At 61.0% G+C, this 15,015-nt stretch carries 13 protein-coding genes; 3 read left to right on the top strand and 10 right to left on the bottom strand.

Going from position 1 to position 15,015, the window contains the following annotated elements:
• Positions 1 to 14: 14 nt before the first annotated feature.
• The 6 genes from AAFN47_RS22125 to AAFN47_RS22100 all read right to left on the bottom strand — a co-directional run bounded on the left by AAFN47_RS22125 (position 15) and on the right by AAFN47_RS22100 (position 7,865).
• Positions 15 to 1,478, bottom strand: coding sequence for an aldehyde dehydrogenase family protein (locus AAFN47_RS22125; RefSeq protein WP_499811435.1), 1,464 nt, complete (start codon positions 1,476 to 1,478; stop codon positions 15 to 17).
• A gap of 10 nt (positions 1,479 to 1,488) precedes the next feature.
• Positions 1,489 to 3,132: an ABC transporter ATP-binding protein gene (locus tag AAFN47_RS22120; protein ID WP_499811434.1), complete on the bottom strand. Its 1,644-nt coding sequence runs from the start codon at positions 3,130 to 3,132 to the stop codon at positions 1,489 to 1,491.
• Entirely contained in the window at positions 3,132 to 3,992 is an 861-nt protein-coding gene (locus tag AAFN47_RS22115) for an ABC transporter permease (RefSeq protein ID WP_499811464.1), read from the bottom strand. The genes AAFN47_RS22120 and AAFN47_RS22115 overlap by 1 nt, the downstream gene beginning before the upstream one ends.
• Positions 3,993 to 3,997: 5 nt before the next feature.
• On the bottom strand, positions 3,998 to 4,948 hold the full coding sequence (locus AAFN47_RS22110; protein ID WP_499811433.1) for an ABC transporter permease: 951 nt from the start codon (positions 4,946 to 4,948) through the stop codon (positions 3,998 to 4,000).
• A 63-nt stretch (positions 4,949 to 5,011) separates the two neighbouring features.
• Entirely contained in the window at positions 5,012 to 6,502 is a 1,491-nt protein-coding gene (locus tag AAFN47_RS22105) for an ABC transporter substrate-binding protein (RefSeq protein ID WP_499811432.1), read from the bottom strand.
• Between the two features lie 70 nt (positions 6,503 to 6,572).
• Complete coding sequence (locus tag AAFN47_RS22100; RefSeq protein ID WP_499811431.1) at positions 6,573 to 7,865, bottom strand: acetylornithine deacetylase/succinyl-diaminopimelate desuccinylase family protein; 1,293 nt, start codon at positions 7,863 to 7,865, stop codon at positions 6,573 to 6,575.
• 85 nt (positions 7,866 to 7,950) lie between these two features.
• On the opposite strand from AAFN47_RS22100, the gene AAFN47_RS22095 reads away from it, so the two are divergent.
• Entirely contained in the window at positions 7,951 to 8,520 is a 570-nt protein-coding gene (locus AAFN47_RS22095) for a LuxR C-terminal-related transcriptional regulator (protein WP_499811430.1), read from the top strand.
• Between the two features lie 514 nt (positions 8,521 to 9,034).
• Here AAFN47_RS22095 and AAFN47_RS22090 read toward each other — a convergent pair.
• The 3 genes from AAFN47_RS22090 to AAFN47_RS22080 are packed head-to-tail and all read right to left on the bottom strand — an operon-like array spanning position 9,035 to position 11,771.
• Positions 9,035 to 9,904, bottom strand: a complete 870-nt coding sequence (locus AAFN47_RS22090; RefSeq protein WP_499811429.1) for an NAD(P)-dependent oxidoreductase — start codon at positions 9,902 to 9,904, stop codon at positions 9,035 to 9,037.
• A gap of 11 nt (positions 9,905 to 9,915) precedes the next feature.
• Positions 9,916 to 11,076, bottom strand: coding sequence for a tRNA epoxyqueuosine(34) reductase QueG (gene queG, locus AAFN47_RS22085; protein ID WP_499811428.1), 1,161 nt, complete (start codon positions 11,074 to 11,076; stop codon positions 9,916 to 9,918).
• Between the two features lie 2 nt (positions 11,077 to 11,078).
• A complete protein-coding gene (locus tag AAFN47_RS22080; RefSeq protein WP_499811427.1) occupies positions 11,079 to 11,771 on the bottom strand; it encodes a glutathione S-transferase family protein in 693 nt (230 codons plus the stop codon).
• 198 nt (positions 11,772 to 11,969) lie between these two features.
• Here AAFN47_RS22080 and AAFN47_RS22075 point away from each other — a divergent pair, with 198 nt between their 5' ends.
• Positions 11,970 to 12,770 carry an undecaprenyl-diphosphate phosphatase gene (locus AAFN47_RS22075; RefSeq protein ID WP_499811426.1) on the top strand — a complete coding sequence of 267 codons (801 nt, stop codon included), beginning with the start codon at positions 11,970 to 11,972 and terminating at the stop codon, positions 12,768 to 12,770.
• Here AAFN47_RS22075 and AAFN47_RS22070 read toward each other — a convergent pair.
• Positions 12,756 to 13,679, bottom strand: a complete 924-nt coding sequence (locus AAFN47_RS22070) for a LysR family transcriptional regulator (RefSeq protein ID WP_499811425.1) — start codon at positions 13,677 to 13,679, stop codon at positions 12,756 to 12,758. The genes AAFN47_RS22075 and AAFN47_RS22070 overlap by 15 nt on opposite strands.
• A gap of 94 nt (positions 13,680 to 13,773) precedes the next feature.
• Between AAFN47_RS22070 and styA the strand changes: the two genes are divergently transcribed.
• Positions 13,774 to 15,012: a styrene monooxygenase subunit StyA gene (gene styA, locus AAFN47_RS22065; RefSeq protein ID WP_499811424.1), complete on the top strand. Its 1,239-nt coding sequence runs from the start codon at positions 13,774 to 13,776 to the stop codon at positions 15,010 to 15,012.
• Positions 15,013 to 15,015: the final 3 nt, after the last annotated feature.

Here is a 15,015-nt window from a genome sequence, read left to right as displayed (position 1 = left end):
CACTCCCCTTGTCTTTATCCGTGATGGGCGGCGACGGTCTTGAGGACCGAAAAACCGTAGAGGGCTTCAAAACCCTTTTCGCGTCCGTGGCCGGACCGGCCCACGCCGCCAAACGGCAATTCGACGCCGCCGCCGGCGCCGTAATTGTTGATGAAGACCTGGCCGGACCTGATCTCCTTCGCCATGCGCATCTGGCGCGCGCCGTCGCGCGTCCAGACGCCGGCGACCAGACCGTAATCGGTGCCGTTGGCGATAGCGACCGCCTCATCTTCGCTGTCGAACGGGATGATGACCTGGACGGGGCCGAAAATCTCGTCCTGCGCAAGGCTGTGACCGGGCGCGACGCCGTCGACCAGAGCCGGCGCGACGTAATAGCCCTTGCCCGGCGCATCATCGACAATACGACCGCGGGCAACGATATTCAGCCCGCTCTCTTCCGCAATACCGACGAAACCTTCGACGATCTGTTTCTGCCTGGCGGAAATCAGCGGACCGACGTCGAGATCGGATGCGGCCGGTCCGACTTCCAAACTCTCATAGCGCTGCCCCATCCGCTCCACGACCTGATCGTAGATTGAACGATGCGCGAGAATGCGCGACGAGGCGGAGCATGTCTGCCCGGCGTTCTGGATTCCGGCGTTGACGAGGAAAGGCAGCGCCTTGTCGAGATCTGCGTCGTCGAAAACGATCTGCGGCGACTTTCCGCCGAGCTCCAGCGTGACGGGAACCACGTTTCGCGCCGCAGCCGCCTGAACGAGCCTGCCGACGGCGACGGATCCGGTGAAGGAAACATGATCGACGCCGGGGTGGGCGGTCAGCGCAGCGCCGGCCTCTTCGCCCAGACCCGGCACGACGTTGAGCGCTCCGTCCGGCAGGCCGGCGTCCTGGGCGATCCGGGCGAAGGCCATCGCCGTCAGGCAAGCCTCTTCCGCCGGCTTCAGCACCGCGGCGTTGCCCATGGTCAGGGCCGCGCCGACGGACCGGCCAATGATCTGCATCGGATAATTCCAGGGAACAATGTGACCGGTCACGCCATGCGGTTCGCGCAGCGTGTAGACGGTGTAGCCGTCGAGATAGGGAATGGTTTCGCCGTGGATCTTGTCGGCGGCGCCGCCGTAAAATTCCATGTAGCGGGCAAGCGCGATCGCATCGTTGCGCGCCTGGGTGAGCGGTTTGCCCACATCCGCGGTTTCCAGCTCGGCGAGCATATCGACATGTTCCAGCACCAGCTTGCCAATGCGGGCAAGAACGCGACCCCGTTCGGCCGCCGGAAGCTTGCCCCATTCGCCGTCGAGCGCGGAGCGGGCCGACGCCACCGCCGCATCGATGTCGGCCGCCTTGCCACGGGCGATTTCGCCCATGGTCTCTCCGGTCGACGGGTTCTCGATGGGCAGCGTCTCTTTCGCGTCAGGCGCAATCCAGCGACCGCCGATGAAGCACTTGGCCGGGCTGAAGCCCGGATTGTCGGGACGTTCCATGACGATCCTCCTAGATCTCGCTGCGGTTCCGGCTGCTTTCGCGCCTTTCGCGCGCGCTGAGCGCCACGTCAAGGATGGGCGTCGCAGCCAGAAGTTCCTTCGTATAGTCGTGTTGCGGATTGAGGAAGACCTCTTCCGTAGGCCCTTCCTCGACAATCCTGCCCGACTTCATCACCAACACCCGATCGGTAATTGCGCGCACGACCGACAGGTCGTGCGAGATGAACAGATACGACACCTGTCGCCGGTCGGACAGATCGGCAAGCAAGTCCAGGATCTGGGCGCGGATCGACACATCGAGCGCCGACACCGCCTCATCGAGCACGATCAGCGACGGTTCGATGATCAGCGCGCGGGCTATGGCGATCCGCTGGCGTTGGCCACCGGAGAATTCGTGGATGTATTTGTCGGCGTCCGAGGCCTGCAGACCGACATCGGTCAATGCCCTGACAATTCTCTGGCGACGCTCGTCGCCCGCAGGAGGATTGTCGAGCAGATGAAACGGCTCGGTTATCAGCCGGTCCACCCGATGCCGCGGGTTGAAGGAACTGTATGGATCCTGAAATACGACCTGAACCTGTCTGCGACTGTCACGATCCGGTCCGCTGCCGGCGGAGGAGAAACTATCGCCATTGAGACGAATCTCGCCGCCCTGAATCGCGTCGAGCGCCAGGATGGCGCGGGTGAGCGTCGACTTGCCGCAACCGCTCTCGCCGACGAGGCCGACATTCTCGCCTCGCGCAATTTTTAGCGACACATTGTCGACAGCCCGAAAGCGGCCAGGCGCGGAAAACAGTGACGTGCGGGGCAACGCGTAATCGCGAATGACGTCTTCTACCTGCACGACCGGCGGTTTCGCTGCGTCGATTTCGTGAGTCTTGCGCGCCGGCACGTGACCGGACGCATCGAACAGCGCCTTCGTGTAGGGATGCGACATTTGTCGGAACAGCGGCACAGTCTTTCCCTGCTCCACCACCTCTCCGTCTTTCATGATGGCGATCTCGTCGGCCATGTCGGCGACGACGGCGAGATCGTGGGTAATCAGCACCAGCCCCATGTCGTCTTCCTCGACCAGCCGCTTCAACAGGGTCAGGATCTGCGCCTGGGTGGTGACGTCGAGCGCCGTCGTCGGTTCGTCGGCAATGAGCAGCCGCGGCTTCAGGGCGATCGCCATGGCGATGACGACGCGCTGGCGCTGGCCGCCCGACAGGTTGTGCGGGTAGCGGTCGAGCGGAAAACGGTCCTCCGGCAGACCGACGCGATTGAGCGCTTCCCCGGCGATCGCCTTCGCCTCGCGTTTCGACGCGCCTGTATGGATGAGGATCGTCTCGGCCACCTGGTCGCCGATGGTCTGCACCGGATTGAGCGCCGTCATCGGCTCCTGAAACACCATGCCGATATCGTTGCCGCGGATCCCGCACATGTCCCTTTCGCTGCAATCGCCAAGCGACCTTCCATCCAGCCGGATATGACCGGACCATTCCGACCCGGCCGGCAGAAGCTGCATGACGCTCATCGCCGTCATCGATTTGCCCGAGCCGGATTCGCCGACAATGCCCAGAACCTTGCCGGCCTCAAGAGAGAGGGAGACGTCGAGCAGGATCGGCAATCCGTAAATCGAGAGGTTCAGCTTATCGATTTCGAGCAGGGACATCAGCGCGCCCTTCTCAGCCGGGGGTCGAAAATATCACGCAGACCATCGCCCATCAGGTTGAGGCCGAGGACGGTGAGCACGATGGCAAGACCCGGAAAGATGACGGTCTGCGGCGCCAACGCATAAAGTGTCTGGTGCTCGGCGAGCATGCGGCCCCAGCTCGGCAGCGGCGGCTGCGTGCCGAGACCGACGAAGGCGAGTCCGGCTTCGGCGAGAATGCCCAGCGAAAACTGGATTGTGCCCTGGACGATCAGCAGATTGAGGATGTTGGGCAGAATATGTTCGGCGGAAATCCGCGCCTGGCCCTTGCCGGCGACGCGGGCGGCCAGCACATAATCGCGCGTCCAGAGCGACAGGGCTGCGCCACGCGCAAGCCGGGCGAAAACCGGTATATTGAAAATGCCGATGGCGATGATGGCGTTGATCGCTCCGGGGCCGAAGACAGCCGTGATCATGATGGCGATCAAGAGCGCCGGAAAGGCGAAGACGAGGTCGTTGCCGCGCATGATGACTTCGTCGAGCAGGCTGCCGTGGCGCGCGGCCGCAAGCAGCCCCAGCGGCACGCCGGCGACAATGCCGATGCCGACGGCGACAAGTGCAACCGCAATCGAAACCCGGGCGCCGACCATGATCATGGAAAAGATGTCCCGCCCGAAGATGTCGGTGCCGAACCAGTGTTCGAGCGACGGCGGCTTCAGCTTGTTCGGAATGTTGAGAACCGTGACGTCGTAAGGAACCCAGAAGAAGGAAATCACGGCCGCAAGGACGAAAAGCAGCGTCAGGAGAAAGCCGATCATGAAGCTCGGCGACCGCAGCGCCGCGCCGAGAAGGCCCGATGTAGGTCGGGAATTCAGCGACATGTCGCTCATGACCGCCCCCTCCTCAGCCTCGGATCGGCGATGGCGTAGGTCACGTCGACCAGGAAGGTCACGAGAATGACGGCGAAGACGAGCAGCATCACCGCGCTTTTCACGACAATCAGGTCGCGCTGGGTGATCGCCTGGAATATCAGACTGCCCATGCCCGGAAAATAGAAGATCCGTTCGATGATGATCGCGCCGGCGAGCAGGAAGGAAAACTGCAGGCCAATGATGGTGAGCACCGGAATCAGCGCATTGCGGATGGCGTGACGCCAGAGCGCCTGGCGACGGCTGAGACCCTTGGCGCGCGCAGTACGGATGAAATCTTCGCCGAGCGTGTCGAGGAGCGACGAACGCATGACACGGGCGAGGATAGAAGCCTGAGGCAGGGCGAGCGCCACGGCGGGCAGCGTCATCGCCTTCATGCCTGCCCAGAAGCCGGCGTCCCAGCCGGGAAAGCCGCCGGCGGAAAACCAGCGCAGGATGCCGGCGAAGACAAGCTGCAGCAGCATGGCGAACCAGAAATTGGGGACGGCGATGCCGAGCTGGGTCACGCCCATGATCGACACGTCTGTCGGCGAATTGCGTCTTGCGGCGGCGAGCACGCCCACAGGAAAGGCGATCAGCGTCGACAGAGTCAGAGCGTAGATCGTCAGCGGCAGCGACACCCAGACACGATCGGCGATCAGATTGCCGACAGGCACCTTGTAGGTGTAGCTCGTGCCGAACTCGCCACGGAACATGCCGGTGATCCACTCCCAGTAGCGGATGAAGGCGGGCGCATCGAGGCCGAGGCTTTCGCGCAGGGCGGCGACCGTGTCTGGCGCGGCGTTGAGGCCGAGCATGAACGACGCCGGATCGCCCGGGACAACCTCAATGACCAGAAAAATGACGATGCTGGCCGCGATCAGGCTGAGCGCGAGAGATCCGATGCGTCTGGCCAGGAATGGGAGCATGAATTCAAATCGGATAATGAAAAGACGGGAGCCCGTTCGGGCTCCCGTTCAGGTGCTTGTGGCTCAGTCTTCCCAGTAGACCGACGTCATGTCGTTCGCCTGGGTCGGACGGTTCGGCCAGATGCCCTTCAGTTTGGCGTTGACAACCCCGGTGTTGGCGAGCTGGAAGAGATAGCCGTTGACGTAATCGTCGGCGATTTTCTTCTGTGCCGCCTGAAGCAGTTCGGTCCGCTTTGCGGGATCGGTCGTATTGTTGAGGTCTTCCATGATCTTCTGGAATTCCGGGCTGTCATACTGGAAATAGTAGTCCGGACGCGCATAGATGCCGATATCCATCGGTTCCGTGTGCGAGACGATCGTCAGACCGAAATCCTTGCCCTTGAAGACCTGTTCCAGCCACTGCGCCCATTCCAGATTGCTGATCTCGGTCTCGATGCCGACATCGCGCAACTGCGCGGCGATGATCTCGCCGCCGCGGCGGGCGTAGGAGGGCGGCGGGAGTTTCAGCGTGGTGGTGAAGCCGTCCGCGAAACCGGCTTCTGCCAGCAGCTTCTTCGCCATTTCCGGATCGAAGTCCGACTGCGACGTCAGGTCGACATAGGCGGGGTTATGCGGGGCGAAGTGGGTGCCGATCGGTGTTCCATAGCCGAACATTGCGCCGTCGATGATGGCGCTGCGATCAATGGCGTGGGCCAGGGCTTCACGCACTTTCGGATTGTCGAAGGGCGGCTGCTTGTTGTTGGTCGAGAGAATGGTTTCGCCTTCCGTCGAACCGACGACCACGTTGAAGCGCGGATCGGCTTCGAACTGGGCGAGGTTTTCCGGCGCCGGGAACGGCATGAAGGAATCGACGTCGCCCGCCATCACCGCAGCGAAGGCTGCGTTCGGGTCCGAGATGAACTTGAAGGTGACCTTTTCGAGCTTCGCCGGCTCACCCCAGTAATCCGGGTTTTTCACGAGGTCGATATGGTCGCCCTCCACCCAGTCGTCGAACTTGAAGGCGCCGGTTCCAACCGGATTGGTGGCGTTCGTGGCGGCCGTTTCCGGCGCGACAATGACAGCGTCGCCCCAGGCAAGATTAAAGAGAATGCTGCCGTTCGGCTTGGAAAGCGTAACCTTGACGGTTGAAGGATCAACCACCTCGACCGATTCGATATCCGCGTAGAGCGCCTTCTGGGCGTTCGTGGACTCTTCCGCATTTATGCGATCGAGTGAGAACTTGACGTCTTCGGCAGTGAAGTCGGATCCGTCGTGGAACTTCACGCCTTCGCGCAGCTTGAAGGTATAGACCTTGCCGTCGTCAGAGATTTCCCAGGATTCGGCGAGGCCCGGCACGACGCTGCCGTCGGAGGTGAAACGGGTCAGCCCTTCGAAGACGTTCGAGTAGGTGACTTCGTCAATCGCCGCGGCCGCGCCGCCTGTCGGATCGAGATTCGGCGGCTCGAGCTGAGCGCCGAGCGTGACTTCCGTGTCGGCGGCGAATGCGGCCGGGGTCAACGCCGTCGAGACGACCAACGCTCCGGCGATGGCGAATGCCCTGATGTGTGTCTGCATAATCGGTTCTCCTGTAGTTCCCTGTTATTTTTCGCTTATTGAAGATTGTTACTGCGCCCGCCCTGCGACTTCAAGCGCCGAGAAGATCTTCCAGAGACAGCGCCATTACCTTGGCCGAATCAATCATGTCGTCGACACCGACCCATTCATCGGGCTGGTGGGCGAGATCGAGAATGCCGGGCCCGTAGGCGATACAGTCCTTCAAGCGTCCGATGCGGTCAATATGCTTCTGGTCGTAGGTGCCGGGCGAGACGACGTATTCCGGCTTGCGCGCCAGCACCTGCTCGATTGACTTGGAGACAGAGCGCACGACCGGGGCGTCCTCGTCGGTCATGGTCGGGCTTACCTGCCACAATTCCCGCAATTCGTAGGAAAAGCGGTCGCGTTCGCTCGCAAGCTTGTCGAGAATATCGACGATCTCCTGACGCACTTCTTCAGCGTCTTCCTCGATCAGATAGCGCCGGTCGACAATCATGCGACAGGAATCCGGCACACAGGCGGACGGAAATCCTGTGAAATCGGCTTCCGGTTCGGCCTGGCCGCCATGGAAGGAATTGATGTTCATCGTCGACTGGCGCGCGCCTTCGGGCACGACCGGCATGGCGGTGTGCTTGTTGGCGAGCGCAGGATATAGCGTGGTTTCAAACTCCTGAAGCACGGCGCCCATGTGACGCACGGCGCAGTCTCCGAGAAACGGCATCGATCCGTGGGCGATGTGGCCCTTTGTTTCGATCTCCGCCCACCACACGCCGCGATGGCCAAGACAGATACGGTCCTTGTTGAGCGGTTCGGGAATGATGACGTGCTGAACGCGCGACGGATCGAAATATCCCTGCTCGGCAAGCCAGGCGACACCGCCATAGCCGCCGGTTTCCTCGTCCGCCGTTCCGGAAATCTCGATCGCGCCGGCGAAATCCGGGCGCGCGTCGATGAAGGCTTCCGCGGCTATGATCGAGGCGGCGAGCCCGCCCTTCATGTCACAGGCGCCGCGTCCGTAGATTTTTCCGTCTTCGAGTTCGCCGCCGAAAGGATCCTTCGTCCAGTCCTTTCCGGTTTCAACGACATCCGTGTGGGAGTTGAAATGCACGCACTTGCCTGGAACGCCGCCCTCGCGGCGGGCGATCACGTTCCAGCGCGGATAGCGGTCACTGTCGCCCGGCGTGCCTTCGGCGCGCAGTAACTGCGTTTCGAAACCGCGCTTCTTCAGCCTTTCGGCGAGGTATTCGCAGATTTCAAGATAGGCTTCCCCCGGCGGATTGAGGGTCGGAATCCGGATCAGGTCCTGCGTGAGGGCAATGAGCTCGTCGCGACGCGCGTCGATCAGATCGAGATACGAACCGCGGACGGATTGCGCCACTCCCATGTGCTTTTCCCCGTTTGTCGATATAAAGAAGGGGATATTTTCGCCAAGGGCGGAAGGCCGCAATACCGTGATACTACGAAACGTGATGAATTCGGACGCACCCGACAGCTTTCAGACCCTCAGCGATATGGCCTTTGAACTGGCGCCTGTCGGCATTGTGCTGACCGAAGACCGCGTGATCCGCGCCTGCAACACCACGTTCGCCACTATTTTTGGCTACGATAAGCGCGAACTCATCGGCCAGTCCTTCCGCTTGCTCTACGCCTCGAACGAGGAATTCGAGCAGATGCGCGATATCGGTTTGCGAACGCTGCGCGAGGGCAAGCCATACAGCGACGAACGGATCATGCCGCGCAAGGACGGCAGCCTGTTCTGGTGCCGGGTCCGGGCGCACAGCCCGACGCCGGACGACCCGCTGCGGCGGACGATACTGAGCTACGCCGATATTTCCGTCCACCGTCCCTATGTGTCGCTGTCGGTGCGTGAACGCCAGATCATCACGCAATTGAGCAACGGGCGGACCAGCAAGGAGATCGCGCGCCAGATCGATATTTCTCCAAGAACCGTCGAGTTCTACCGGTCGCGGCTTTTGAAAAAGTTCAAGGTCAGCAACGTGACGGAACTGCTCGCACATTTGGGCGGCGCGCCGGAATAGCTGATCATTCGGCCTGTACTATTTCCTACACGATTGTTTTCATTAGCTTATTATAGTTCCTGGCTTTGTTTCGGGATTTTGCGATTTCAAGGGTGTTTTGAAATCTGGCTTCGTTTCGGGAATCTGAAAATTCAAGGTTGGCGAATCTGGGTTTGTTTCGGGAATCCATATTTTTCATGGTTGGCTTTGTTTCGGGAATCCGCGTTTTTGACACCCGATGCACATCAGAGACGCCGAAACCTCTCCGGCCGGCAGAGCGTTTTATAGCACGAATCGTGGAAAAATGCAGTCTAAAAGTTCCTGCTATGTTCTACGACCCGACAGGCCGCATAGATCCCGGCTCGGGGGCCGGGACAAGGTAATGAGGGAAGGCTGCAAAGTCGTCAAACCTATAGAATTGCAGCAGATTGCGCGTGAGATATTTGGCGATATGACCCGCCTTGTTTCATCATCGCGGACCTGATCCTAAATCCAGTAGGCGCCAAGCCCACCGCGCGAAGGGAGGCGTGATCGCTTAGCCCCGCCAGCTTCCGTCCGACAACATGGCTTTCAATGCGACGCGGTAATCCGGATAACGGAAGCTGTAGCCGCTTTCCTTGAGTTTTGCATTGGAGACGCGTTTGTTGTCGCCATAGAAGGAGCGCGCCATCGGGGTGAGGTCGGCGTCTTCAAACGCGATTTCGGGAGGCGGCTCGACGCCCATCAGTTTGCAGGCAAATGTCACCACGTCCTGCGGCGGGCACGGTTCGTTGTCGACGACATTCCAGAGACCGCTTGAATGCGTTCTTGAAAGATGGTCCACCGCGCCCGCCACATCGGCGACATGGATGCGGTTGAAGACCTGGCCGGGTTTTACAAGCCGGCGGGCCTCGCCCCGATCGATCTTGACCAACGTATTGCGGCCGGGACCATAGATACCGCCCAGCCGCGCAATCGCGACGGGCAGACCGGAGCGCTTTGAAAACTCCAGCCAGCCCTGTTCGGCCTCAACACGCCATTGCGAGCGTTCGTTGACCGGTTTTCCCGGCGCCTCTTCCATCACCCAGGCCCCGTCGTGATCGCCATAGACGCCGACCGTGGAGAGATAACCGACCCATTGCAGCTTCGGCATGAAGCGCGTCAAGTTTCCGCCGGTCAGTCGCAGCAGCGGATCGCCGCGTTCGTTCGGGCGCACCGATTGGACGAGATGCGTCGTCCGGGCGAGCGCCTCCAGTAGCGTTCCCGACAGGGTTTCCCCGTCAAAGAGAACGGGATCAATCCCGGCTGCCCGCAGAGCGTCGAAACTGTCCACCGCGCGGCTGGTTCCGGTAATCCGGGCTGCGCCGCCCATGCGCCTCGCAATTTCCTGGCCGGAAAACCCGGCGCCGAGAATGAAGAGATCCATGCCTTGTTCCATCAGTGCAGCGGGGACAGGCGCCCGGTTGCGTGTCGCCACTCTGCAATAACGGATGTATCCGTTTCCACCCTGTCGGCAAGCCGCTGCATCCTGTCAGACGATACGAGTCTGGACAGCGCCCAGACGGCTGCGCCGCGCACCTCCGGCGACGCGTCGTCGAGCAGCGTCTCGCAGGGAGGAACGAGATCCGGATCGCCGGAGTTTCCGCAGGCGATCAGGACATTGCGCACAAAACGATCCCGGCCGATGCGCTTGATCGGCGAGCCAGAAAACAGCTTGCGAAACGCCGGATCGTCGAGGACGGCCAGATCGGCGAGCCGGGGCGCATTGAGGTCTTCCCTGGCCTGCAATTTCGCCTCGCGCGCCGTGTTGGCGAACTTGTTCCACGGACAGACGGCCAGGCAATCGTCGCATCCGTAGATGCGGTTGCCCATCGCCTCGCGGAATTCGAGCGGGATCGGCCCTTTGTGCTCGATGGTGAGGTACGAAATGCAGCGTCGCGCGTCGAGCTGGTAGGGCGCCGGAAAGGCGTTGGTCGGACAGATATCCAGACAGGCGCGGCACGAGCCGCAGGAATCCGAGGCCGGATCGTCTGGCGGCAGATCGACGGCGGTGAAGATTGAGCCGAGGAACAGCCAGGAGCCGAAATCGCGGCTGACCAGGTTGGTGTGCTTGCCCTGCCAACCAACGCCGGCCGTTTCAGCCAGCGGCTTTTCCATGACCGGAGCCGTATCGACGAAAACCTTGACTTCGGCGCCTGTGCGCGCCGCAAACCGGCCCGCGATGGTCTTCAGCCGTCCCTTGATGACGTCGTGATAGTCGCGGTGGCGGGCATAGACCGAGATCGACGCATTGCTGCGGCGCTCGAGGACGTCCAGCGGATCGGAGTCCGGGCCGTAATTCATGCCGAGGATCAGAATGGAGCGCACGTTCGGCCACAGGCTGCGCGGGTGTCCGCGGCGCTCGGCGGTCTCTTCCATCCAATCCATCGTGGCGTGATACCCCTTCGCGACAAATGCCTGGAGCGCGTTCTTGGGGCGATCCGAAATCGCGTCCGGCCGCACCACCCGCGCAACGTCGAATCCCTCCGACCGGGCCAGATCGACGAGGAAGGCCTTGCGCTCGTCCGGCCGCATCAATTTTCGCGCCGTCTCGCCCATGGTCAGAAATCCAGATCGGCGTAGTGCGAGACCGGGGGCAGGTTGCGGATTCTGTCGGCGAGCAGGGGCCTGAATGACGGGCGGGACTTGATGCGCTGATACCACTGACGCGCCTGCGGCGCGTCGTCCCATTTGATCTCGCCAATATAGTCGAGCACCGAGACCGCGCCGGCGGCGGCGAGATCCGCATAGCTCATCTTGTCGCCGGCAAGCCAGTTGCGCGATCCGGCAAGCCAGTCGAGATATCGCAAATGCTGCTTGATGTTGTTGCGCGCCATGCGCAGCGCCTTTGAATCGGGCGCGCCGCCCCCATGCTCCTTCGACATGATGGTCTTCAGGATCCGCTCTCGCGCCAGATGCCGGGTGACGTCATTGTCCATCTTCAGAAGGAACCAGTCCATCAGGCGGCGCTCTTCGGCGCGCTCGAGGACATTGTCTCCCAGAAGCCGCCGGTCGCGCTTGAGTGCGCCACGGGTTTCATCGACATATTCGGCGATCACACCTGCGCCGCAGATCGCGTGCATGGATTCATCGACATAGACGGGTAGTGTGGCCGCCGGATTGAGCGCCAGGAAATCGCGGCGCTGCTCCCACGGCCGCTCTTCGAGAAGCTCCGCCTCGATCGCGTATTCGCGGAAAACCAGCCGGATAAAGCGTGAGGCGGCGGAGACTGGATGATGATAGAGCGTTGGCATTCAGCGTATCTTGTGAAACTGAAACATTCTCCGGATTTTAACTGGCGCAATCCGGCGAAAAAAAGCTATAGGGACTCGAAACCGGCGTTACAAGCGATGCTTCTTCCAGCCAGGGGTCTGGTTACAGGATTCGCGTGACGCCCGCAAACGGAGCTTGTTGTTCCGACCGTTTCACCTGGATAGGCGACAGGCTTCCGCATGGATGAACAGACACTGATCGGCGCGCTTCTGGGCCTCCTGGAAGGTCTCACCGAATTCATTCCGGTCTCGTCCACAGCGCATCTCCTGCTTGCAGGACATTTTCTCGGCTTCCACTCGACCGGACGGACCTTCGAGGTGCTGATCCAGCTCGGCGCCGTGCTCGCCATATTGTCGGTCTACTTCACGCGGCTGACGACGCTCGCCATGCAGCTTCCGTCAAGCGCCAAGGCGCGGCGCTTCGTCTTTTCGATCCTGCTCGCCTTCCTGCCTGCGGCGGTGATCGGCGTGATGGCGCACGGCTTTATCAAGACGGTGCTGTTCGAAACGCCGCTGCTGATCTGCATCGTGCTCATACTCGGCGGCTTCGTGCTGATGGCGGTCGACCGCCTGAAGCGCGAACCGATCTACACCGACGTGATGGACTATCCGCCGTCGCTCGCCTTCAAGATCGGCCTTTTCCAGTGCCTGGCGATGATTCCGGGAACGTCGCGATCAGGCTCGACGATCGCCGGCGCGCTGCTCATGGGGACCGACAAGCGCTCGGCGGCGGAGTTCTCGTTCTTTCTGGCCATGCCGACCATGGCCGGCGCCTTCGCCTATGATCTCTACAAGAATTACGCGCTATTGAGCTTAGATGACGTCACGACGATCACCGTCGGATTCATCATGGCGTTCATCTCTGGCGTGTTTGTTGTGCGCGGCCTGCTCGACTTCGTTTCCAGGCACGGCTTCATGGTGTTTGCCTGGTGGCGCATCATCGTCGGCACGGCCGGACTTGTCGGTCTATGGCTCACCTGAGCCGTAACCGCCATCAGCCGATATCAGTATGGCGCGATGCGCCGCCACAAAGTCGAGGAAAGTCCGGGCCCGCAACGACAACCGCCCTGGATCCGGATAAATGGCGTTGAAGGGCAGGCTCGGCGCCGTGTAGTCGGGCAGCACGATTTCCAGTTCTCCGCGCTCGACGCGCGGCTGGACCAGCCATCCCGGCAATACACCGACGCCCATTGCGAGCAGAATGGCCGACTGCAGCGTATCGGCGTCGTCAAGCTTCATCGCGCATTCCACATTGACCACATGGCGGCCGCTCTCGCCCTCGAATATCCATGTCGTCGGCGCGCCGAAACGCGAATATCCGAGACAGGCATGCGATGACAGGTCAGAGGGCTCGGTTATCTCCGGCTGAAACCGGAGATAGTCGGGACTGGCCACGGCATATCGGCGTATGCGGCCAAGGCTGCGGGCGCGCAGCGAACTGTCCTCCAGTTCGCCGATGCGCAACGCCATCTCGATGCCTTCCTCGACGAGATTCACGTGGCGCTCCGTCAGGCGGATATCCAGAATGATCGCCGGATATCTTTTTTGAAAGTCGCGCACGATGGGCATCAATAGATGCCGCCCCATGGAGGACGGCGCGCTAAACGTCAGTGTTCCGGCGGGAATCGGAGACGCATTGCTCGCCGCGGCGCGAGTGAGTTGATAGGCGTCCACGATGTCGCGAGCGTGTTCGTATACGCGATGGGCGTCCTCTGTCGGCGTCAAGCGCCGTGTCGTGCGAAGGAAGAGAGATGTGCCGAATGTGTTCTCCAGCATTGCGATACGCTTGCTGACGGTCGACTGCGTGGTGCCCATGCGCTTGGCGGCGGCCGAAAAACTGCCGCTTTCGAGCACGTTGATGAAGGTTTCAATGCAGTCAAGCCTATCCATATTTATTCCTAAATGGAATATGATTTATCTTTTTCATGCTATTTCTGATTGGCTGAAACTGCAATAAATCTTTCCTGTCAGAGGGAGGAAAACAATGCACAAGATAGGGATCGTCGGCGCAGGGATCGCCGGCCTGCACCTTGCACTATACCTACAGCAAAGAGGCGTCGACGCAACGATCATCACCGACCGCACGCCGAAGGAACTTGCAAAGGGACGGCTTCTCAACACTGTCGCGCATCACCACACAACGCTAGCGCGCGAGGAGGCGCTCGGGATCAATCATTGGCCCGATCAGAATCAGCATTACTACTATCACGACCACTGGCTGAATATTCCGGGCTCGCCGCTCAATTTTTCAGGCCATTTCTCCAAACCCTCCCGCGCCGTGGATTACCGGATTTATCTTCCGGCGCTGATGGAGGATTTCACCGACCGGGGCGGCGTCATCGAATATGGCCGTATTGAGGAAGATGATATCGCCGCCCTCGTGGACCGCTTCGATCTGCTTGTCGTGTCGACCGGAAAAGGCCCTCTCGGGGCGATCTTCAGCCACAATCCGGATGAAAGCCCGTTCCAGCAGCCGCAACGGCGGCTGAGCGTCGGACTCTATTCCGGCGTCAGGCATACCGACCCCATGAACGTGACCCTGTCGTTAAGCCCCGGCGCCGGCGAACTGATCGTCATTCCGACGATAACTTTCGATGGGATCGGAACAGCTCTCCTGATGGAGAACGTTCCGGGTGGGCCGCTCGAGCAGACGGTCACAACGAAATATGACGACGGACCCGCCGCCTTCCGCCAGATAGTGCTCGAGGGTCTCGAACAGTATCACCCGGCCGTCTACGATCGTATCGACACGACCCGGTTCGATTTGTGTCAACCGAATGACCTGCTGCAGGGCGGCCTGGTTCCGACAGTGCGCAAGACCTCGGTCGAGTTCGACAATGGCAAGTTCGCCGTTGCGCTCGGCGATGTCCATGTGACGGTGGATCCCGTCACCGGCCAGGGCGCCAATATTGCCTCCTATGCGGCGTTCGTGATGGGCGAGGAAATCATGAAGGCGCCTTCACTCGACCGACGTTTCGTCGAACATGTCGACATGGCGCGCAACGACCGCTGCCTCGGAGCCGCCCGCTGGAGCAATCTCATGATGCCGCCGCCGTCTGAAGAAATGCAGATGCTTCTGGGCGCGATGAGCCAGAACAAGGCTTTGTGCGACGAATTCACCGAGAACTTCAACTGGCCGGAACGCCAGTGGGACAATCTGTCTTCGCCGACGCGCATCCGGTCCTGGATCGAGCGATCCGCCACTGCCAGAGCGGCCGAATAAGAA

Origin of the sequence: Hoeflea sp. CAU 1731 (genome assembly GCF_039888615.1) — a bacterium.
GTDB lineage: Bacteria > Pseudomonadota > Alphaproteobacteria > Rhizobiales > Rhizobiaceae > Flavimaribacter.
This window is presented reverse-complemented; position numbering and strand designations above follow the sequence as displayed.

What these genes read in the sequence shown, in the direction of transcription:
- AAFN47_RS22100 (WP_499811431.1), bottom strand. Translation starts at nt 7,865, where the DNA reads ATGGGAGTGGCGCAATCCGTCCGCGGTTCGTATCTCGATCTGATCGAC.
- AAFN47_RS22105 (WP_499811432.1), bottom strand. Translation starts at nt 6,502, where the DNA reads ATGCAGACACACATCAGGGCATTCGCCATCGCCGGAGCGTTGGTCGTC.
- AAFN47_RS22095 (WP_499811430.1), top strand. Translation starts at nt 7,951, where the DNA reads ATGAATTCGGACGCACCCGACAGCTTTCAGACCCTCAGCGATATGGCC.
- queG (WP_499811428.1), bottom strand. Translation starts at nt 11,076, where the DNA reads ATGGGCGAGACGGCGCGAAAATTGATGCGGCCGGACGAGCGCAAGGCC.
- AAFN47_RS22090 (WP_499811429.1), bottom strand. Translation starts at nt 9,904, where the DNA reads ATGGATCTCTTCATTCTCGGCGCCGGGTTTTCCGGCCAGGAAATTGCG.
- AAFN47_RS22070 (WP_499811425.1), bottom strand. Translation starts at nt 13,679, where the DNA reads ATGGATAGGCTTGACTGCATTGAAACCTTCATCAACGTGCTCGAAAGC.
- AAFN47_RS22080 (WP_499811427.1), bottom strand. Translation starts at nt 11,771, where the DNA reads ATGCCAACGCTCTATCATCATCCAGTCTCCGCCGCCTCACGCTTTATC.
- AAFN47_RS22125 (WP_499811435.1), bottom strand. Translation starts at nt 1,478, where the DNA reads ATGGAACGTCCCGACAATCCGGGCTTCAGCCCGGCCAAGTGCTTCATC.
- AAFN47_RS22115 (WP_499811464.1), bottom strand. Translation starts at nt 3,992, where the DNA reads ATGTCGCTGAATTCCCGACCTACATCGGGCCTTCTCGGCGCGGCGCTG.
- styA (WP_499811424.1), top strand. Translation starts at nt 13,774, where the DNA reads ATGCACAAGATAGGGATCGTCGGCGCAGGGATCGCCGGCCTGCACCTT.
- AAFN47_RS22110 (WP_499811433.1), bottom strand. Translation starts at nt 4,948, where the DNA reads ATGCTCCCATTCCTGGCCAGACGCATCGGATCTCTCGCGCTCAGCCTG.
- AAFN47_RS22120 (WP_499811434.1), bottom strand. Translation starts at nt 3,132, where the DNA reads ATGTCCCTGCTCGAAATCGATAAGCTGAACCTCTCGATTTACGGATTG.
- AAFN47_RS22075 (WP_499811426.1), top strand. Translation starts at nt 11,970, where the DNA reads ATGGATGAACAGACACTGATCGGCGCGCTTCTGGGCCTCCTGGAAGGT.